Origin of the sequence: Sphaerisporangium fuscum, from assembly GCF_018531465.1 — a bacterium.
Taxonomy (GTDB): Bacteria; Actinomycetota; Actinomycetes; order Streptosporangiales; family Streptosporangiaceae; genus Sphaerisporangium; species Sphaerisporangium fuscum.
In genome coordinates, this window is the sequence record NZ_JAHDTF010000017.1 from 189408 (window position 1) to 208286 (window position 18879).

The 18879-nt window shown below is 70.6% G+C and carries 23 protein-coding genes; 9 read left to right on the plus strand and 14 right to left on the minus strand.

Annotated features, from left to right (window positions below; translation table 11 throughout):
• The first annotated feature begins 52 nt into the window (after positions 1 to 52).
• A complete protein-coding gene (locus tag KIK05_RS22280) occupies positions 53 to 250 on the plus strand; it encodes a hypothetical protein (RefSeq protein ID WP_214412714.1) in 198 nt (65 codons plus the stop codon).
• Between the two features lie 30 nt (positions 251 to 280).
• Positions 281 to 667, plus strand: a complete 387-nt coding sequence (locus KIK05_RS22285; RefSeq protein WP_214412715.1) for a type II toxin-antitoxin system VapC family toxin — start codon at positions 281 to 283, stop codon at positions 665 to 667.
• Between the two features lie 194 nt (positions 668 to 861).
• Here the strand turns inward: KIK05_RS22285 and KIK05_RS22290 are convergent, their stop codons facing one another.
• The 4 genes from KIK05_RS22290 to KIK05_RS22305 form a co-directional block, all read right to left on the minus strand.
• Positions 862 to 1170, minus strand: a complete 309-nt coding sequence (locus tag KIK05_RS22290) for a muconolactone Delta-isomerase family protein (protein WP_214412716.1) — start codon at positions 1168 to 1170, stop codon at positions 862 to 864.
• A 177-nt stretch (positions 1171 to 1347) separates the two neighbouring features.
• Positions 1348 to 1893 carry a dihydrofolate reductase family protein gene (locus KIK05_RS22295; RefSeq protein WP_214412717.1) on the minus strand — a complete coding sequence of 182 codons (546 nt, stop codon included), beginning with the start codon at positions 1891 to 1893 and terminating at the stop codon, positions 1348 to 1350.
• A gap of 63 nt (positions 1894 to 1956) precedes the next feature.
• Positions 1957 to 3003 (minus strand): sigma-70 family RNA polymerase sigma factor, encoded by a 1047-nt coding sequence (locus tag KIK05_RS22300; protein ID WP_250563212.1) that lies wholly within the window; start codon positions 3001 to 3003, stop codon positions 1957 to 1959.
• Positions 3004 to 3018: 15 nt separating this feature from the next.
• Positions 3019 to 3894, minus strand: a complete 876-nt coding sequence (locus KIK05_RS22305) for a helix-turn-helix transcriptional regulator (protein WP_214412718.1) — start codon at positions 3892 to 3894, stop codon at positions 3019 to 3021.
• 134 nt (positions 3895 to 4028) lie between these two features.
• Between KIK05_RS22305 and KIK05_RS22310 the strand changes: the two genes are divergently transcribed.
• Positions 4029 to 4877 carry an NAD(P)-dependent oxidoreductase gene (locus KIK05_RS22310; protein ID WP_214412719.1) on the plus strand — a complete coding sequence of 283 codons (849 nt, stop codon included), beginning with the start codon at positions 4029 to 4031 and terminating at the stop codon, positions 4875 to 4877.
• 73 nt (positions 4878 to 4950) lie between these two features.
• Here the strand turns inward: KIK05_RS22310 and KIK05_RS22315 are convergent, their stop codons facing one another.
• A complete protein-coding gene (locus tag KIK05_RS22315; protein WP_214412720.1) occupies positions 4951 to 5184 on the minus strand; it encodes a hypothetical protein in 234 nt (77 codons plus the stop codon).
• A 420-nt stretch (positions 5185 to 5604) separates the two neighbouring features.
• Here KIK05_RS22315 and KIK05_RS22320 point away from each other — a divergent pair, with 420 nt between their 5' ends.
• From KIK05_RS22320 to KIK05_RS22330, 3 genes are read left to right on the plus strand one after another with little or no spacing between them, the layout of a single operon-like run.
• Positions 5605 to 6432: a helix-turn-helix domain-containing protein gene (locus tag KIK05_RS22320; RefSeq protein WP_214412721.1), complete on the plus strand. Its 828-nt coding sequence runs from the start codon at positions 5605 to 5607 to the stop codon at positions 6430 to 6432.
• The gene (locus KIK05_RS22325; protein ID WP_214412722.1) at positions 6420 to 6632 is read left to right on the plus strand and encodes a DUF397 domain-containing protein; all 213 of its coding nucleotides are present in this window, start codon (positions 6420 to 6422) and stop codon (positions 6630 to 6632) included. The genes KIK05_RS22320 and KIK05_RS22325 overlap by 13 nt, the downstream gene beginning before the upstream one ends.
• A 34-nt stretch (positions 6633 to 6666) precedes the next feature.
• Complete coding sequence (locus KIK05_RS22330; RefSeq protein WP_214412777.1) at positions 6667 to 6879, plus strand: DUF397 domain-containing protein; 213 nt, start codon at positions 6667 to 6669, stop codon at positions 6877 to 6879.
• Between the two features lie 241 nt (positions 6880 to 7120).
• Here the strand turns inward: KIK05_RS22330 and KIK05_RS22335 are convergent, their stop codons facing one another.
• On the minus strand, positions 7121 to 7573 hold the full coding sequence (locus KIK05_RS22335; protein ID WP_250563214.1) for a MarR family winged helix-turn-helix transcriptional regulator: 453 nt from the start codon (positions 7571 to 7573) through the stop codon (positions 7121 to 7123).
• Between the two features lie 88 nt (positions 7574 to 7661).
• Here KIK05_RS22335 and KIK05_RS22340 point away from each other — a divergent pair, with 88 nt between their 5' ends.
• Positions 7662 to 8120 (plus strand): SgcJ/EcaC family oxidoreductase, encoded by a 459-nt coding sequence (locus KIK05_RS22340; protein ID WP_214412723.1) that lies wholly within the window; start codon positions 7662 to 7664, stop codon positions 8118 to 8120.
• A gap of 33 nt (positions 8121 to 8153) precedes the next feature.
• Positions 8154 to 8828 carry an NAD(P)-dependent oxidoreductase gene (locus KIK05_RS22345; protein ID WP_214412724.1) on the plus strand — a complete coding sequence of 225 codons (675 nt, stop codon included), beginning with the start codon at positions 8154 to 8156 and terminating at the stop codon, positions 8826 to 8828.
• Positions 8829 to 8851: 23 nt separating this feature from the next.
• Here the strand turns inward: KIK05_RS22345 and KIK05_RS48230 are convergent, their stop codons facing one another.
• From KIK05_RS48230 to KIK05_RS22370, 6 genes are all read right to left on the minus strand, one after another.
• Entirely contained in the window at positions 8852 to 8974 is a 123-nt protein-coding gene (locus KIK05_RS48230; RefSeq protein ID WP_284681387.1) for a hypothetical protein, read from the minus strand.
• Positions 8975 to 9105: 131 nt separating this feature from the next.
• Positions 9106 to 9942 carry a nitroreductase/quinone reductase family protein gene (locus KIK05_RS22350; RefSeq protein ID WP_214412725.1) on the minus strand — a complete coding sequence of 279 codons (837 nt, stop codon included), beginning with the start codon at positions 9940 to 9942 and terminating at the stop codon, positions 9106 to 9108.
• A 485-nt stretch (positions 9943 to 10427) separates the two neighbouring features.
• Positions 10428 to 11564 carry an alanine racemase gene (locus KIK05_RS22355; RefSeq protein WP_214412726.1) on the minus strand — a complete coding sequence of 379 codons (1137 nt, stop codon included), beginning with the start codon at positions 11562 to 11564 and terminating at the stop codon, positions 10428 to 10430.
• Between the two features lie 41 nt (positions 11565 to 11605).
• Entirely contained in the window at positions 11606 to 13336 is a 1731-nt protein-coding gene (locus tag KIK05_RS22360; RefSeq protein WP_214412727.1) for an IucA/IucC family protein, read from the minus strand.
• Entirely contained in the window at positions 13333 to 15039 is a 1707-nt protein-coding gene (locus KIK05_RS22365; RefSeq protein WP_308250057.1) for an IucA/IucC family protein, read from the minus strand. Before KIK05_RS22365 ends, KIK05_RS22360 begins: the two co-directional genes overlap by 4 nt.
• Positions 15036 to 16181 (minus strand): ATP-grasp domain-containing protein, encoded by a 1146-nt coding sequence (locus KIK05_RS22370; protein ID WP_214412728.1) that lies wholly within the window; start codon positions 16179 to 16181, stop codon positions 15036 to 15038. Before KIK05_RS22370 ends, KIK05_RS22365 begins: the two co-directional genes overlap by 4 nt.
• A 181-nt stretch (positions 16182 to 16362) precedes the next feature.
• Here KIK05_RS22370 and nudC point away from each other — a divergent pair, with 181 nt between their 5' ends.
• Positions 16363 to 17352: an NAD(+) diphosphatase gene (nudC, locus tag KIK05_RS22375; protein ID WP_214412729.1), complete on the plus strand. Its 990-nt coding sequence runs from the start codon at positions 16363 to 16365 to the stop codon at positions 17350 to 17352.
• An 81-nt stretch (positions 17353 to 17433) separates the two neighbouring features.
• Here the strand turns inward: nudC and KIK05_RS22380 are convergent, their stop codons facing one another.
• Both KIK05_RS22380 and KIK05_RS22385 read right to left on the minus strand, forming a co-directional pair.
• Positions 17434 to 17676 (minus strand): mycoredoxin, encoded by a 243-nt coding sequence (locus KIK05_RS22380; RefSeq protein ID WP_214412730.1) that lies wholly within the window; start codon positions 17674 to 17676, stop codon positions 17434 to 17436.
• 102 nt (positions 17677 to 17778) lie between these two features.
• Positions 17779 to 18768, minus strand: a complete 990-nt coding sequence (locus KIK05_RS22385) for an alpha/beta hydrolase (RefSeq protein WP_308250058.1) — start codon at positions 18766 to 18768, stop codon at positions 17779 to 17781.
• Positions 18769 to 18879 lie beyond the last annotated feature (111 nt).

The window sequence follows — 18879 nt, forward strand, 5'->3', positions numbered from 1 at the left end:
AGCGGGCAGGACCCGTACGCTGGGAAGCAGCAGGAAGGGCAAGGGGGACATCATGAGCGAGAGCCAGCCGGATCACCCGATCTTCCCGCCTGTCCGTAAGAAGACTTCGGTCGACGAATTGATCAGGGCCAAGCATGCACGGCCGATCCGGTCCATCGGGGATCTTGCAGCGGACACGTTCGAAAGCGACGAAGAGCTGGATGACTTTCTGGCCTTCATCCATGCCGAGCGTCACTCCGAGGTGGCGTAGAGGCAGCTCGTCATCATGTCTGCTGTCGTCTTGGACACCGACGCCTCCTCTTTGATCCACAAACGCAGACTGCCCGCGAGCCTGGCGGCCAAGCTGGTGGGTGCTGTTCCGCTGATCACGTTTGTCACACTCGCCGAGCTCACCAAGTGGATGGAAGTTCGCGACTGGGGTATGCGGAGCCGTGGAGCGCTTGCTGAATGGCTTGTCGCTGTTCCCGTTCTACCGGGCGATGAAGACGTGGCCGTCACCTGGGGCAAGCTTGCCGCTGCCGCTACGAAACGCGGCCGGCCCCGCCCTATGAACGACATGTGGATCGCGGCCTGCTGCCTGACACACGGCCTCCCCCTCGCCACTTTGAACGTCAAGGACTTCGAGGACTTCAACGTTCACCATGGCCTGATGCTGATCACTCCCTGAGTGTCGTTGGAAGAAGCCTCAACAGGCAGGCGGGACTCGCAGGGACGGCTGCCTGTGACGACAGGCGTTCGGGGGGAGTGTCTGGGGATGGATCGTGCCGGGGCGGCGGCCAGGAAGGAAATGTGGCTGGTATCGCCTGTGACCTTTCGAAGGCGTCGGGGGGGGCGGGGCGCCGCCCCGCCCCCCCGAGGCGGTCACACCTGGTAGCCCTTCTTCACGTCCTCGACGAACCCGAGGTAGTCCCGCAGCGGCCAGACCTCCTCGTACTCGAGGTACTCCCGCATCGGGAGCCGTCCGAGCGCCGTGCGGTCCAGTTCCTCGGCATCGGGCGAGTCGACGATCGCGATCAGTCGCTTCTGCGCGGCCACCTTCCATATGCCGAGGCAGAACCCGGATTCGATCGACTTCAGAACGTGCGCCGCCTCGTCCACCTCGATGTCCCAAAGCTCATCGAGGCTGACTCGGCCTTCGTGATTCCACTTCATCTGGACGTAGAAGAGCATGGAATCTCCCTATGACCGGAGCGTGACTGCGTTCCTGATCACTGGACGTCGAGGTTCACCGGACCGATCTGAGGCAACCCTCTCCGGAACCCGGGGAAACGCACAATACGCGGGATCTGACTACGTCAGATCTCGCCGGTCCGGGGCGTACAGGAGCCACCAGGACGACCGGAGGTCTCAGCGGACCACGCGGAACCGGAGGTTCGTCGCGTTCGGCGCGTGGCTCACGCCGAGACGTTCCAGCTTGACGTTCGTCCCGCCCGGATGGTCGAACAGACGGACGCCGTCGCCGAGCAGGACGGGGGCGACGAACACGAAGATCTCGTCGAGCACACCCGCTTCGAGGCACTGCCGGGCCACGTTCGCGCCGAGGATGTTGACGTACTTGCCGCCCGCGGCGTCCTTGGCCGCCTTGACGCCGCTGTCGAGGTCGCCCGCGAACGTGACCCCGGGGATCGTGGTGTCGGGGACGTGGTGGGTGAGCACGACCTGGGTTCCGCTCCATCCCCCGCCGAACGGCTTGCCCTCCTGGGTCGTGCCCTTGTGCGGGTCGTCACCGCGGAAGGTGCGGTTGCCGACGAGCAGCGAGCCGATCTCGCCGATGAGCTGCTTGACCGCCGCGTTGGGCTGCCCCAGGTGTTCGGTCAGCCACGACATGTCGCCACCCGGGCCGGCGATGAAGCCGTCCAGCGACATGGTGACCGAGTACAGGATCTTGCTCATGATCCGCCTCCGTGGGATCGGATTTCGGTTGACCCCGGTTGAGACGGCGGATCGAGCGGAAAGTCATCGGTCGGCCGGCGGCAGCGTCATGGGCAGGGCGAACGCCGGGAACAGGCCGGGATCGTGGAAGGCCGTGATCTCCGCGATCACACCGTCCTCGATCCGCAGGACGCCGATGGCGAAGGCGTCGTAGGCGGGCGCGCCCGGCCCCCGTACGTAGGCCGCCAGCGCCGGCCGCCCGTTGGCCCGGGTGGCCACGGTGCGGAACCGGCCCACGTAGCCCGGCAGGCCGGGGTCCCAGCTGGCCGCCAGCGTCACCAGCACCGCCTCCCGCCCCTGGTACCACATCGGATACGGCGGCATCGTCGCCCGTACCTCCTCGGCCAGCATGTCGGCCACCGCGGCGATGTCGGCGCGTTCGAGGGCGTCCATGTACCGCCGCAGCACCTTCCGCTCCTGCTCGGTGGGCCGCGCCGCCGTCCATTCGAGGCGGTGCTCGGGCAGATGGTTCTTCAACGTCGCCCGGGCCCGCTGCAGCGCGCTGTTGACCGACGCGACGCTGGCCTCCAGCAGGGTCGCGGTCTGCTTGGCCGGCCAGCCGAGCGCGTCGCAGAGGATCAGTACGGCGCGTTGCCGGGGTGGCAGATGCTGGATCGCGGCCAGGAAGGCCAGCTCCAGCGTCTCCCTGGTGACGGCGACGGCGTCCGGCTCCGCCTCGCTCGACGCGGCCGGCTCCCACAGCCGATCGGGGTAGGGCTGCAGCCAGGCGACGTCGGTACGGGGTGGCGACCGCGCGCCGGGATCCGCGGGCGCGGCCACGTGGTGGGGGAGCACCCGCCGTGCCCGGCCGTCGAGTGCGTCGAGGCAGGCGTTCGTGGCGATCCGGTAGAGCCAGGCGCGCAGCGTCGAGCGGCCGGCGAAGCCGCCCAGACCTCGCCAGGCGCGCAGGAACGTCTCCTGCACCAGATCCTCCGACTCGTCCAACGAGCCGAGCATCCGATAGCAGTACGCCCGCAACTCCCCGCGATGACGCTCGACGAGCACCGCGAACGCGGACTCGTCCCCCGTCCTCGCGGCCGCCACGATCTCGTCATCGCCCGTACCGGGCAAACCGCCCCCCGCCTCCTAGTGGTCGGCCGCGCGCGGCTGACGACCCGTCGCGGTGGAGATGTCCGCGGTCAGGCCGAGGAGCAGCATCGCGTCATGATCTGGTGTGCCGGGCTCGGCCTGGTAGACCACCAGCCGGTGGTTGTCGCTGCGGGCCACCTCCAGGACCTCGTAACTCAGCGTCATGCGCCCCACCGCCGGATGGTCGAACCGCTTGACGCCGTTGGTCTTGGTCCGCACGTCGTAACGCTCCCACAGCCTGGCGAACTCCTCGCTCTCGGCGAGGAGTTCCCCGATCACCCGGGTCAGGTCGGGCGCGTCGGGACGCGCTCCGGCGGCGGACCGCAGGTGGGCCACCGTGGCCGCGGCCACTTCGTCCCAGTTGTCGTACACGCGCCGTGCGTCGGGATGCAGGAAGGTGTAGCGGGCGGTGTTCCGGGCGTGGACGGGCCACTGCTCGACGCCGGGGAGCAGCGCCATGCCCGCCTCGTTGGTCGCGAGCAGGTCGCTGGCCCGGCTGAGCACGTACGCCGGATGCGGCCGGACGATGTCGAGCAGCCGCCGCACCTCCGCGCGGACGGTCCGCGACGGCTCCAGCGACGGACCCTGTTCGACGGGCGCTCCGGCCAGCTCGAACAGATGGCGCCGCTCGTCGTCGTCCAGACGCAGGACCGTGGCGATGGCTTCGAGCACCGGACGGCTGGGGTTGCTCTGCTTGCCCTGTTCCAGGCGGGTGTAGTACTCGATGCTCAGACCGGCGAGCATCGCGACCTCCTCGCGCCGCAGCCCGGCGGTGCGCCGGCGTCCGGTGGTGGCGGGCAGTCCGGCGTCCTGCGGTGACACGCGGGCCCTTCGTGAACGCAGGAACTCCCCGAAGTCGGTCTTGTTGCTCACGAGTCGAGTATGCCGTGCGCCGATTCCGGGAGGGGTGCCCTGTCAGGGCCCCCCTTGGGCGGGTCTGCCGCCGCCGCTCACCGCGCTGACAGGCTGCCGTACATACCGCGGATCGAGAAAGAGAGGCGAGCACGATGACGAACGTCGCAGTGGTGGGTCTGGGGATCATGGGCCGGGGCATGGCCGCCAACCTGGCCGCGAACGGGCACGAGGTGGCCGTGTGGAACCGGACCCCCGGACGCGTCCCCGGCCTGGCCGAGGCGGCGAGCCCGGCGCAGGCGGCCGCCGGGGCCGAAGTGGTCTTCGAGGTCACCGCCGACGACGCCTCCTCCCGGCAGGTGTGGTTCGGCGCCGAGGGAATCCTGGCCGGTGTGAGGCCCGGCACGGTGGTGATCTCCTCGGCGACGCTGTCGGTGGGCTGGGTGGCCGAACTGGCCGCCGCGTGTGCCGAGCGCGGACTGACCTTCTTCGACATGCCGGTCACCGGGGGCGCGGAAGGGGCCAGGACCGGCAATCTGGTGATGCTCGTCGGCGGCGACCCCGGCAGGCTGACCGAACTGGACGGCGTGTTGCGGGCGATCGCACGGCAGGTCAGGCACTTCGGGCCGGTCGGTGCCGGCACCCGCTTCAAGCTGGTGCTCAACGCCCTGCAGGCGGTCCACTTCGCGGCTTTCGGGGAGGCCCTGAAGATGGCCGTCGCGGCCGGGCTGGACCCGCGGCAGGTCGGCGAGGCGCTCGTCGAGAGGCCCGGTGGAGTGGTCACCGGACTGGCGTGGAACAGCCTCCTGACCCCGCCCGAGCCGATCAACTTCTCCGCCGAATGGGCCAGGAAGGACCTGGCCTACGCCCAGCGCATGGCCGGGGAGGGCGGCCACCCGATCCTCGACGCCGTCCTGTCGATCTTCTCCCGGGCCGTCGAGGAGGGGCATGGCAAGGACGACTGGAGCGTCGTCAACCGGCAGGACGGGGTTCCGGTCGCGTGACCCGGGGCCCGGCGCCCGCTGCGGGACCGCGGTCCGGACGGCCCGGCGGCGTCACGGCTCGTGACGTGGCTCGTCAGTGGAGTTCGTCGCGGGCCAGGAGGGTGAGCCAGCGGAAGACCTCGGAGACCTGGTTGAGGGGGAACTGGAACTCCGGGCGGTCGTCGGTGGGGGTGACCAGGTAGGTGGGGGCGCCGGCGAACTTGGTGCGGACGGTGACCCTGGCCCGGGCCTTCCCGTCGGTGATGCCGTGCACGGTCATCTCGGTACGTCTCCAGGTGCGCTGGGGCATGAGCTTGTCGGTGCCCATGACCATGTGGATCGTCTTGAAGACACGGCAGGGAATGCTCTGGCCGGTCAGGTGGCGCTGGAGGAGGGCGAGCAGCTCGGCGTCCTCTTCGGCCCGCTTCTCGGGGACGGTTTCGTTCGTCGTCCCGGGACTGTTCCTGGTCGGTGCGTAAGAGGCGGACCTGGTTTCCCTGGTTGGTGAGCAGGGGCTGGCCTCGGTTTCGTCGGCTTTTTCGGTTGGATGTTCGGATTCCCGGGGTTGAGGGATGGTGTGAGGTGGGATTTCCTGTGGCATGACGGCTACCTTTTCGTTGCCGGTTCGATTCGCCCTTCAAGGCTGACGTGCGACATCTACTGTGCGTAAGGGAATGGTGACAACGGTGTTGCGCTTACGCGGTTGTCTGCCATTGCGTTCGGTTGCATTCCGTTGCGTGGAGGTCAGGTGCCGCGTCAGCCAAAGATCAACCCCGAGGCTTCCCCCGCCGCTCGTTTCGGGTTCGAGCTGCGTAAACTCCGCCAGGAAGTACGCATGACCCAGTCCCAGGTGGGACGAAGGATCGGTTATACGGGAGCGGCGATAGGAGCCATCGAAAGGGGTATGCGCCTGCCCCAATTTAGGGAATTCGTCGAGCAGTGCGACGAGGCCCTGGGGGTGAATGGGGCATTGATCCAGGTGTGGGAGCAATGTCGCTCTGATGGCAACGAACGCTGGTTCTATCCGTGGCTGGAGGCGGAGCAGCAGGCGCTGACGTTGCGTGCCTGGCAGCCGAATCTGGTCCTGGGGCTCCTCCAGACCGCCGACTACGCGCGGGCGATCTTCCGGGGAGAGCCCGGCATCACTTCCGAAAGGGCCGAGAAAGGGGTGGCTGCTCGTCTTGAGCGGCAAGCCCTCTTCGAGCGCGAAAGCCCTCCCATGCTGTGGGCCGTTCTGGATGAGGGGGTCCTCCAACGGCCCATAGGTGGTCCTGCCGTCATGAGGGGGCAGATGGAGCATCTCTTGACCATGGCGGAGCATCCCTGTGTCACGATCCAGATAGTTCCACTTATGTCAGGATGCACCGCAGGATTGCTGGGAGGATTCTTCCTCGCTCAGCTGCGAGATGGTCGTGAGGTTGTCTACCTTGAATCCGCCGGTCAAGGTCACGTGACCGCCCAAACCAAAGTTGTACGGGACATCCAGGTGCGGTACGAAGCGGTGCGAGCCAGCGCGCTTCCACGGGACGGATCATTGAATCTGATCAAGGAGTGGATGGACAGATGGACGAGCTGACGAACGCCAAATGGATCAAGTCCTCGTACTCCGGCGGCAATGGGGGCGAATGCGTAGAGCTCGCGTCCCTGTCCGGCAATGGCATCGCCATACGCGACAGCAAGTCCTCCCACGGTCCTGTCCTGCGCTTCCCGGTGGCTGAGTGGAACGTGTTCCGCAGAAGTGTCAAGGCGGGTGACTTCGACGGCCTCATGGCCTGAAGTAGGTGAGTGGGCCCATCAGGAGGGGGTGCCTGTGGAAAACCTGACGAACGCGAGGTGGGTCAAGTCCTCGTACAGCGGCAACAACGGCGGCGACTGCGTTGAGCTCGCCTCGTTGACCGGCAATGACGTTGCGATACGTGACAGCAAGCGGCCGGCAGGGCCGGTCCTGCGCTTTGGGGCGGCCGAGTGGGGCGTCTTCCGGAGGAGCGTCAAGGACGGGACCTTGGACGGGATGACCGGCTGAGCCGGGACCCCCTCGGAAGCGGAAACCGAAACAGAAGGGCCCCGTTGCGGGCCCTTCCCGCGTTTCCGAGCCGGTCGCCGACCGGCCGCGCCGCTCCCGACCGGTCGCCGTACGCCGACGGGCCGCGCCGCTCCCGACCGGCCGTGCCGTTCCCGACCGGTGGCCGTACGCCGACCGGCCGCCATACGCCCATCGGCCGCGCCGGTCACCAGCCGGCTTGCATCGCCCGCCGTGTGCGGATTCAGTCCCGGAGGTCTTCGGTGGCCTCCTGGTAGGCGGTGGTGGCGCGGCTGAAGTAGTCGAAGAGCACCTGCAACTGCTCCGGGGTGTATCCGCGGAGGATCTCGCCGACCTTCTCCCGTGCCGGGGTCATGACCTCGTCCAGTTGGGCCGGCTTGCCGACCGGCTCGACGATCACTTTGCGGCGGTCGTCGGGGGAAGGGGTGCGGCGGACGTACCCGGCCGCCTCCAGCCTGTCGATCAGCCGGGTGGTGGGGCCGGTGGTCAGGCCGGCCCGGTCGCCGAGCTCGCCGGGTGTCATGGCGCCGCGCAGCTCCAGGATGTTGAGCGCGTACAGATCCGTGGCGCCCAGATCGCAGGCCCGCGCGCTGGCCTGCCCGTGCAGCAGTACCGCGCTGAGGTAGCGACGGTAGACCGCTCCCGCGTCCGGCGGCACCGCCGGTGTTGACATCATCCTGCCCACTCCCTAATCTCTTCCTCAACGAAGAGAAATCTTCAACGAAGAAACTTCTCTCGAGAAGTTACCATGGAAGGGTAGAGACATGAACAGCACCAGCGCCACCCAGAACGACACCGCCGCCATCCGCGCCCTGCTGGAGCGGGCCCGCGACGCCTGGAACCGCGGTGACGGCGCCGCGTACGGCCGCACCTTCACCGCCGACGCGACCGACGTCACCTTCGTCGGCACCATCTACCAGGGCGGCGAGGAGATCGGCCGGGCCCACCAGGCCCTGTTCGACAGCTTCCTCAAGGGCACCAGCCTGACCATGGAGATCGTGGACATCCGCTTCTACGGCGCCCACACCGCCGTCGTCGTCAGCCGCGGCGACGTCCACAAGGGCAAGCCCAAGAAGCTCGGCAAGGTGCAGACCTACACGATCGTCCGCGAGGCGGACGGCGAGTGGCGCGTCGCCGCCATCCAGAAGACCAAGCGGCAGAGCCTGATGGAGGCCATCTCCTTCAGGTTCCAGCCCGCAACCAAGCCCCGCACCTCCCGCTGACCCGCCGACCCGACCCCGAGGAGAACGACGATCATGGCTTCCATCGCCGTCGTGGCCGCCGCCGGCCGTACCGGCAAGATCATCGTCGAGCAGGCCCTGGCCGCCGGGCACCAGGTCACCGCGATCGCCCGCAACCCGGACGCCCTGCGCGTGCGGCCCGGCGTCCCGGCGGACAGTGGCACGTCCACCGTCGCGAGGGCCGCGGACGCCCGCCTCACGGTGCGGGCGGCCGACGTCCTGCGGCCCGGCACCCTCGACGGCCTGCTCTCCGGCCACGACGCCGTCATCTCCGCCCTCGGGTCCGCCGGGCGCGGGCCCACGACCGTCTACTCCGCCGGCACCGCGTCCATCGCCGGTGCGATGGGCACGACCCGCAGGCTGATCGTGCTGTCCTCGGCGGGCCTGGCGGCCCCCGCCGACGCCGGTCCCGTGACCAGGCTGTTCACCCGCCTCCTGTACCGCGTCATGCGCGACACCTACACCGACATGCTCCGCATGGAGGAGCTGCTGGCCGCCACCGATCTGGACTGGACGGCGGTACGCCCCACCGGTCTCACCGACCGGCCCGCCACCGGCCGCCCGCGTGCCAGCGTCGGCGCCACCCAGCGCGTCGGCTCCCGCACCTCCCGCGCCGACCTGGCCGCGTACATCCTCGGCCACCTCGACGACCCGGCCACCTTCCGCACCGCCGTGGCCGTCTCCTCCTGACGGCTCGCGAGACCGCCGGCCGGTCACTCCTGCGGCATCGGCAGGACGCTCTCCGCCACGCGATGGGCCTTGGTGCGGTCGACGCCCTGGCCTTTGAGTGAGACCACGCCCCATGCCCCCGGCGTCCACTCCCAGGCCATCTCCACCGCGTTCTCTCTGAGGACGGGACGAGGCAGGTACCACGCGGAGTGGCCGGAGACCGCCGGTGCCGGTCGGCCTGTGGGTCGCCACGGCCGTCCGTCGCGACTGGGCAGGCTGCCCGGCGCGGACGGTCCGGTCAGAGAACCGTCGCGTCGAGGATCGGGATCAGCTGCTCCTCCTCGTAGGTCAGATGGCCTTCGAGCTCGGTCGTGAGCCGTTCGACCTCGGAGAGCACCGCCTGCGGGCCGGCGCCACGGTCGGCGATCACCCTCTGGAGGTCGTCCAGGAGCGCTGCGATCTTCTCGTGCTCCACGCTCAGCCGTTCGAGGGTCGGGGCGAGGTCCGGATGGCGCTGGGCGAGGAGGGGGAAGATGGCCATGTCCTCGCCGGTGTGATGATGGTGCAGCCCCTGGCAGACGGTGAGGCAGTTCACCCGGAGCTGCGCGCCCAGCCCGGGACCCGAACGCTTGATCTCCTCGCGGATCAGGGCCAGTTCCCGGCGGAACCCGTCGTGGACGTGCTTCAGGTGGGCGCCCCAGGAAGCGGCGTTCGGCTTCGGCGGACCCGGTACGGGCTGGAGGGCGACCACGGGAAGGATGCGGCTCGTCTTGGCCTGGTAGGCGGCCCAGCCGGGATCGGCCTCGGCGGCCCGCGCGAAGGCCTGGTCGCGTTCGGCGCCCGAGAGGACGACGGCGTCCGCTTCGTAGGTGAAGACGCCGCTCTCGACGGTGACCCGGGGGTTGGCGACCAGGTTGTGGTACCAGGCCGGGTGCCTCGGGGCGCCGCCGGCCGAGGCGATGACCAGGACGCGGTCACCGTCGGGGAGGTAGCCGAGCGGGGTCGTGTGCGGCGCGCCCGAGCGTGCTCCGACGGTGGTCAGCAGGAGCAGCCGGCCTCCCTCGAATGGGCCGCCTACCCGTCCCTGGTTGGCGCGGAACTCCTCGATGACGTGCTTGTTGAAATCCAATGGCATTGTCTGCTTTCTTCTCCGGACAGGTCGTGCCGCGGAATGTTTCGCGGGCATGACGAATAACCGCCTATGGGGCGCGTCTAAAGCACCCGGGGCGGAATAGCGGAATATGGGGAACCGCCGGCAGGGCGGGTGGAAATCAGGTCGGCGAGAACGTCGACGGCCGGCCGTCCGGACGCCAGAAGGGCATGTCAGGGCATGGCGGCGCTGCTGATAAGCGGGTCGGAAGGCTCTTGCGGGCACGCGAGCCGCGACAAGAACGCGGAAACAGGAAAGGCGGGGCTCTCGCCCGCCCCGGAGTCACTCCGAGGCCGGGTGCCTCACTCGCTCGTGGCCCATGGCCGACCCGGCAGTCACGTTATTCACCCTAGTGCTTCAACAACGCCTCGGGCAACTCACGATTTCCCGCGCTCTCGGAAGGAAATTCGTTTCGGTGACCTGACCGTCGGTCATGCGGCGGTCGACGTGAACGCGCGGGAAGGCCGACGTCACGTCAGGTAGTGAAAGCCCGGCTTCGGGTGCATGAGGAAGTCGTGGTGGGAGATGGTCCACGCGTAGGCGCCGGCCAGGCCGAAGGCGACGGTGTCGCCGATGTTCAGGGAGGTGACGACGCGGCGGGCCAGGACGTCCTTCGGGGTGCAGAGTTGGCCGACGATCGTGACCGGTTCGTCGGTCACGCCGGTGTCCGGGCGGCCGGTGGGCAGGACGGCGAAGGGCTGGTCGTGGCCCTTGGCGACGGGGGTACGCAGGTGGTGGGTGCCGCCGGTGACCACGGCGAACACCTCGCCGTGCACCCGTTTCACGTCGAGCACGCGGGTGAGGTACCACCCGCAGTACGCCGTGAGCGCCCGCCCGGGTTCGACGCGCAGCGTCTCGCCGCGGTTGCGCAGGTACCCGAGCCCCTGGCCGTACGCCTCCCAGTCGAACCGTTCCTCCGGGTCGCGGTACGACACCGCCATGCCGCCGCCGAGACAGATCTCGGTGGCGTCCAGCTCCCGGCCGAAGGCCAGCACCTCCTTGGCGAGGTCGAGCAGCTCGGGGGCGTGCAGTCCGCTGGCGAGGTGGGCGTGGATTCCGCGGAGCCGCACGCGGTTCTGACCGCGTACCAGTTCCAGGCACTCGCGCACCCCGTCCGGGTCCATGCCGAACGGTGTGGCCCCACCGCCCATCGTCAGTGAGGCGCCCTCCACGGGGACGTCGAGGTTCACGCGGAGCAGCGCGTCGACCGGCCCGCCGACCGCGATCAGCCGGCGCAGCTCGCCGGGGCTCTCGACGTGCACGCGGTGGACGTCCAGGCCCAGTTCGGCGTCGGTCTTGCCGGGCCCGCCGAGGGCGAGCCGGGCGTCGGGCAGCACCGTCCGCACGTGGGTCACCTCGCCGACGGACGACACCTCGAACCCGTCGGCGTAGGGCGCGAGGGTGTGCAGCAGCGCGGGGTCGGGGTTGGCCTTGACGGCGTAGTACAGCTCGATGCCGGGCAGGGCCCGCCGTACGGCGGCGGAGTGCCGGTCGAGGTCGGTGAGGTCGTAGACGTAGGCGGGCAGCGCGTCGGCGAGGCGTACGGCACGCTCCCGCACGCGCTCGGGGATGGCGATGTGCCCGGATGCGGGCGAAAGGTCCGTCATGCGCATGCTCCGGAAAGGAGGCTGACAGGGACGTGGGCCGGTCATGCCGGTGCTCCGGCTGCCCCGGCGAAGGGGTTGGCGACCGGGACGTAGCCGGCGTCGCGGTCGGCTGAGCGGCTCCAGCGGGTGGTGAGATTGGCCTTGGCGGGCAGTGGCATGCCGGCCAGCAGGTCGGACAGGGGCATCGGACGGCCGCTCCCGCCGGCGTACGCCGCCACGCGGGCTCGGGCGTCCGCCCACAGCTCGCGCAGGAGCTCGTCCCTGGCATGGGGCGCCGCCGACCCGGCGACCGTGGCGGCGATCTCGGGAAGATGGTTCACCATGAGGCAGTAGACCACGCGGTTCCACCCGCGGGTGGCGTCATAGGTGGTGGATCTGCTGACCGGATCCGGAAGGGACGCCAGGTCGTGCCGTCCGGCGACCAGCTTCGTGCCCTCCAGATCCCGGAACACCGCCTCGGCCGGCATGCCCTCGGCGTCCACTCCCACCAGCACGTTCTGCAGATGGGGCTCCAGCACCACGCCGTGCCGGAAGTACGCGTCGAGCACCGGCGGCGCGACCAGCTCGACGTAGGCCCCCCACCAGCGCAGCGGCTCACGCGCGAACGCCTCCATCGCGGCCGCCCGTACACCGTCCACAGGACCCGCCGCACCAGGCATCCCGTCCGCGGGAACCGTGCCGCCCGGCGCCGCCAGGGCGCCCGCGAGCAGGGGCGTGACCCCCGGCCCCGTCACCTCCCACGGACTCGACCGGACGATCACCCCGAGGCCCTCCAGCAGCCGGGTGCCGAGGGACGCCGACCGGTACCCCGGCTCGGGCAGCCAGCGCGTGGCGGGGAAGCGCGCGGCGAGGTCGGCGAAGACCGGCTCCAGCCGCCCGCTCAGCTCGACGGCCGCCGCGAGCTCGTACCAGGCGTTCTTGCGCACGCAGTTGGTGATCCGCACGTCCACGCTGAACTTCAGGCACTTGCCGATCCGCGGCTCGTACACCGTCCGCACCGACGAGGTCGGCACGGCGAGGCCGGGGCCGTACCCGAGGTCGGCCAGCCGCCCGTCCGCGAGCGGGGCGGCGAGCTCCGCCTTCAGCAGCTCCAGTTGCCAGGGATGGGCGGGCAGCAGGGTGTACCCGGCCGGCGCGTCACCGAGCCCGTCGATCGCGCCGGTGTCGCCTTCGGCGGCCAGCAGGTCGTCCCGCACGGCGAGCAACCGGAGCGGGAACGCGGCGTGCGCCTCGGGCGCGTACCGCAGCCATCCCGAGCCGCCCCGCGCCTTCGGGGAGGGATGGAACGGGTGCCCGAACACCAGCGCCTGCTCCGACGCCAGCCACGGATCCTCCGGCGGGGCCGTGCCCGCCCGCTCGCGCAGCATCGCCGAGATCGCGGCCCGGCTCCCGGCCACCTGCCCCGCGAACTCCTCGTTGCGCCCGCCCGGCGCGGTCCTCGCAAGGACGCCCCCGCCCGGCTCGCCCTCGGCGAGGTCGTGCCCGGTCAGCTCGGTCTCGACCAGCCCCACCAGCGTGTCCAGCGAAAGGGGACGCCACGAACCGCCCTCCAGCCGCTCGGCCGGGCCGTCGAACCGCAGCGCCAGCCCGCCGGAAGTGGGCACGCGCAACAGGCTGCCCGCCAGGCGCAGCAGCAGGTAGGGATCGGCGGGCCACACCTGGCCGCGCGGGCCCGCCACCTCCCGTACGCAGCAGCGCAGCAGCGCCGCCAGCGACGCCTCCTCCGCCACCGCCTCGGCGCCGCCGACCGATGACTCCAGCACGACGTTCATCGGCCTGCCTCTCTGCGGGGGTGGCGGCGCAGGTAGTTCGGCCCGCTGGTGCCGTAGTGCTTGTTGATGTCGGCGGCCGCGACGCGTCCCCGCTCGACCAGGGTCCCGGCGCTCACCATCGACTTGCCGACGAGGCGGGCCGCCTCCAGGGTGCGGGCCCGCAGCAGCCGGGCCATGGGGTGGCCCCCGTACTCGGCGAGGACGTCCCGGAGGGTCTCGGCGACGAGCTCGCCGTGCCCGGCCTCGAACGCGACGGCCGCGGCGGCCAGGTGAAGGGTGATCGTCACGAACACGTCGGCCAGCGCGTGCGGGTCGTCGGTGAGCATGCGCGGGTCGGTGAAGGCGGGCACGGCGAGGCCCGCCGCGAGCAGCCGGTCGGGCGAGGCGAGCAGCCCGTCGTTGTCCTTCACCAGCAGCCGCATCCGCGCGCCGCCCGGCCCGGCGCCTTCCCTCGGGCCGAACACCAGGGCGAGGTTCTGCTGGTGGGCCTCCAGCGCGATGCCGTAGACGACGAAGAGCCGGACGTTCCACGCCAGCAGCACCCGCAGGTACTCGCGGAGGAGGGCCGTGACGTCGCCGCCGCGGTGCCGGGCGGCCACCTCGTCCAGCACGCGTGGCCCGGCCGAGGGCCAGGGGGACGGCGCGGGCAGGGCCGCCACCGGCACGATCTCCCCTTGGGGCAGGCGGCGGACCATCCAGGCGAGGTATTCGTGCCCGGCGTGGGCGTAGGTCTGCTCGTCGGCCGGCACCACCGGCAGGTCCGGCTCCCTGGCCAGCACCTCGCGCAGCAGCCGTTCGGCCCGCGCGCCGTCCCCCAGGGTGGCGGGCTTGATGGACCGCCGGTTGCGCCTACCCAGCGTGCTGGTGGTGAGGGGCAGCTTGAGGTGGGCGCGGTCCTCGACCTCCACGGTCCGCATGGACAACGTGGGGCGCACGACCAGGTACGGCTCGTCCAGGACCGTCACCCCGGGTATGCCGGTCACGGCGGGCACGGTCAGCGGGTGCACCGGGAACCGCACGTGCGAGGCGCCGGCGGCCGGCCACCAGCCGGGCAGGTCGCCGGTCATCGTGACCTGGTCGGCCGGCACCGACGCCCACCGCAGCCGGAAGCTCGGCGCGAACTCCGGCGCGTACGCCGCGAGTTCCTCGTCGCTCATGCCGAGCCGGGCGCGCGAGGTCGGGTAGACCGGGTGGTCCGCGAACGCACCAAGCGTCTCGTAGACCAGCGTCGAGGAGCGCGGCTCGCCCGCGAGCCGGGCCAGTACCTCGTCACGACGTGATTCGTGCAGCTCGTGCGCGCGCACGGCCGCCAGGCACTCCTCGACGAAGGCGGCCACCCCGTCGGCGTCGGCGGGATCGGCGACGGAGGCGAGGGCGTCCAGCACCTCCTCCAGGGACGGCGACTCGCCGGCGGCGACCACGAAGTCCTGGAACAGGCGGCCGGGCGCGAGCCGCACCCCGCGTCCGGAGGGCAGCAGGAGCTGCACGCCGTCCTTGGTGCGGGTCATCCGGGAGGCCAGGCCGGCGTAGTCCTCCCTCAGCAGGGCGTCCAGCACGCGCGCGGCCACGTACGCGTCGGGGTCCCGCCCGCCGGGTCGTGCGGGCGTGGGAGTGGCGCGGCGCCGTACGACGGTGGTGGCCCCGGGCGGCTCGGCGGGGATGGTCGCCGAGGACGGGCGCGGACGTACCTCCTGGGGCGTCACTCGACGACCCACGGCGAGCGCGCGCGGAAGGCGGCCACGGCCCGGTCCACCGCGGCCTCGTCCGGCCCGACGGCGGTGAGCAGGCCAAGGTAGTCGCGGTTGGTGTGGGTCAGCTCGACCTCCTCGCCGACCGAGCGCAGCGGCCGGTGGCGCAGCCGTACGCCGTCGGCGGTCTCGGCCACGTCGCCGGGGGCCCGCTTGATCACGCCAGACCGTTCGGCGACGAGGCTCACCGCCGCGCCGTGCCCGGACGCCGCCGGCGGCTCCGGGACGGGCTCGCCCAGGTGGACGCGCAGGATCCACTCGAACAGCGGCACCCCGAGCAGTTCGGCGGTCAGGAAGTCGCACGAGTCGCCGATGAGCCGGTAGTTGACCTCGACGATCCTCGGCCCGCGCTCGGTGACGACGTACTCGGTGTGGCAGGCGCCGAAGCGCACCCCGATCGCCGAGAGGGCACGCAGCACGTGCTCGTCGGCCACGGGGTCCCAGTCGAGCCGCTCCTCCACGAAGTACGGCAGCGGGCCGAGCGTGGTGCGGAACCCGCCCACCACGTGGAGAGTACGGCCGTCGCCGAGCGTCTCGAGCGTGCGCAGCGGCCCTTCGAGGTACTCCTCGGCCACCAGGGTCGCGCCGGGACGCCGGGAACGGACGGCGGCCACGATCTCCTCCAGCTCCGCGCCGTCGCGGGCGAGCACGACGTCCTCGCTGGCCACACCCTCGCGGGGCTTGACGACCACGGGGAACGGCAGATCGGCCGGCACCGGTTCGCCGGGCGCGATCCGTGCGGACCGGACGGTCTCCACCCCGGCGGCGGCGAGCGCCTGCCGCATGAGCGCCTTGTTCTTGGTCGTGAGGCAGGCGCGCCAGTCTTTGGTGGGAAGTCCGAAATAGCCGGCGGCGAGGGCCGTTTCCGGCTGGATGTGGTCGGAGTTGGAGAAGACGGCGTCCGGCCGGTGGTGCCGCGCGATGGTGTCGATCAGCGCGCGGGGGTCGCGGACGTCCGTGCGGATCGTCTCCACCCCCGTGTGACGTTCCGGCTGGTCGGTGAGCAGTGTCACCTCGCATCCCAGCGCCGAGGCGGCGGGAAGAAACCCATTGGTGACCGAATCGGTCGGATTGAGCGCGGTGACGTACAGCCGCACGCAGGCACCCCCGAGATCAGGTAAGGCTAACCTAAGTAACGGCATCTTAGCTGGACGGAGATCAGCTCGCTGCCCGACATGCTAACTACGCCGAATGTCCGTGTTGCCCCAAGGCTGTAGGCATTTCGGACGGTCCTGGCTCCCGGCATAGGATGGAAAATCCGCTGGGAGGAGGCGACACGTGGGGGATGTTCCGCACGACCAGACACTGCTCGGACCGTTGTTGCTGGCGAGAGGAGGGGTCGACAGGGCGGCCCTCCACCGCAACGACGAGGCCTGGCTGAAGACCGCGTGGGCCGATCCCGCCACCCGCGTGCTGGTGATCAACGACGGCAACACCCTGATCCGCCGGCACAACGGCACGGCCGAGCTGGTGTTCCTCGCCCCGAACGAGGCCCCCGCCGGCCACCGCTACCTCCTCGGCGTCGATCCCGACGGCGTCGCCTACTTCGCCGTCGCGGTCACGACGCCCCTGCCGCTGCCCGATCCCGTGCCGCTGCCGCAGGGCACCGAGGTGGCCGAGGTCGTGCAGGACGTCCCCGACTGGGCCGACGTCGCCTCCGAGGGGCTGCGCAGGGCGGGTGCCGCGCTCGGCGACCGCGACGCGGGACTGCTGGTCAACGCCGTCGCCCTGGAGGCCTGGCACGCCACCCACGAGCACTGCCCCAGGTGCGGCGCCCGCACCGACATCGTCGCCGGCGGCCACATGCGCGTCTGCCCCAGCGACGGCAGCCAGCACTTCCCCCGCGTCGACCCCGCCGTGATCATGCTCGTCCACGACGGCGACGACCGCTGCCTGCTCGCCCGGGGCCCGCAGTGGCCCGAGGGACGGTTCTCGGTGCTGGCCGGGTTCGTCGAGCCGGGGGAGTCGCTGGAGCAGGCCGTGGCGCGCGAGGTGTTCGAGGAGGTCGGCGTGACCGTCGCCACCCCCCGCTACCTCGGCAGCCAGCCATGGCCGTTCCCGCGCAGCCTGATGCTCGGATTCTTCGCGCAGGCCACCTCCACCGAGATCAAGGTGGACCCGGACGAGATCGCCGAGGCCATGTGGCTCACCCGGGCCGAGCTCGGCGCGGCCGTCGAGAACGGTGACATCCGGCTCCCGCCGGGCGTCTCGATCGCCCGCCGCCTCATCGAGACCTGGTACGGCTCCTACCTCCCCGGCGACTGGTGATCTCTCCGCCGTTCTTTTCCTGAGACGCCGAGCGGCGCCGCCCCGGAACCTCGGGGCGGCGCCGCACGTACGTTGGAGTGCTCAGCTGGAGGCGGCGAGCAGGCCCTTCAGCTGGAGGACGGAGGGGTTGGTCAGGGTCCTGCCGTCCTGGAGGACCACGGTGGGCACGGTCTGGTTCCCGCCGTTCACGCTCATCACGAACTCTGCGGCGGCGGGATCGGTCTCGATGTCGATCTCCTCGTACGAGATGCCTTCCCGCGTCAGCTGGCCCTTGAGCCGCTTGCACGGACCGCACCAGCTGGTGGTGTACACCTTGAGCGCCATAGCGTGATTTATCCCTTCACGTCCTCCGACTGGCGTTGGCACTAGGTGGCAACACCTTCCGCATTGCGCATGTTCCCTACCCCGCCGTGGTACCCGCGACGGTCAGTCCCGCGAGGTGCTCTTGGGCAGGGGCGAGCGCTGCGTGGAGGTCGGCTGGGGCGTCGCGGTGGACCGCGCCGGCGCCGCGAGCTTGCCCGCCACCCACTCCTGGACGCCGGTGGCGACGCCCGGCTCCCGGTACAGCGGGCTGCTGTGGTACGTCCCCGGCACCACGCGGATGTTCATCGCCACGCCCACCCGGTTGAGCCGCTCCTTCAGCAGCTCGCTCTCGTAGGAGGGGACGAACTCGTCGCTGGAGTGCACCGTCAGCACCGGCGCGTCGTGCCGGCTGGCGTGCCACGGCACCTCCATGCTGGCCCAGACCTTGGCGCACGCCCCCTCGGGGAGGCAGCCCCCGGCGAGCGCGATGGCCGCCTGGCGCAGCTTGCGCCGGTCGTAGTCGGCGCCCTCCTCGCCGTCGTTGAACGCCGTCAGCGGCGACACCACCGGGGAGATCCCGACGACCCCGCGCAGCCCGGGAAGGCCGTCCTTGTAGGTGCCGACGGCCGTGGCGAGGTGCCCGCCCGCCGAGAAGCCGATGACGACGTACCGGTCGGGATCGAAGGAGAAGAAGTCGGCGTGCCGGCGGGCCGTCGCGATGGCGTCGAGCGTGTCGGTGCGCTGCGCCGGCCACGCGGCCTCCTGGGAGAGGCGGTAGTTGATGTTGAAGACGGTGTAGCCCATGTCGGCGTACGACTGGCTGACCGCCTTCATGTACTTCTTGTCGCCGCCGCTCCACCACCCGCCGTGGATGATGAAGACCCCCGGGCGGCGCCCGGCGTCCGGCTTCCACCACACGTCCATGCGCTGGTGAGCCGACTCCCGGCCGTACGAGAAGGTGCGCACGACCAGCGAGGACGACGTGCTCTCGGAGGAGGTGGGGGAGGGGGTCGGGGTCGGCGTCGGCGTCGGAGTCGGCGCGGCCTCCGCGGCCACCGGCGCCAGAAGAACGGCCGCCAGAGCGAGCGCACTCAGGGTTACCGCACTTCTCACTGTTCTCTTTCCTTCCCCGGAGTCACAACGCCCCCATTGTGGGGCAAGCCGCCTAAGTTCTGCATACGCCATCCGATTCGATCATGCATGATCCACGGGGCGTGCGACCGG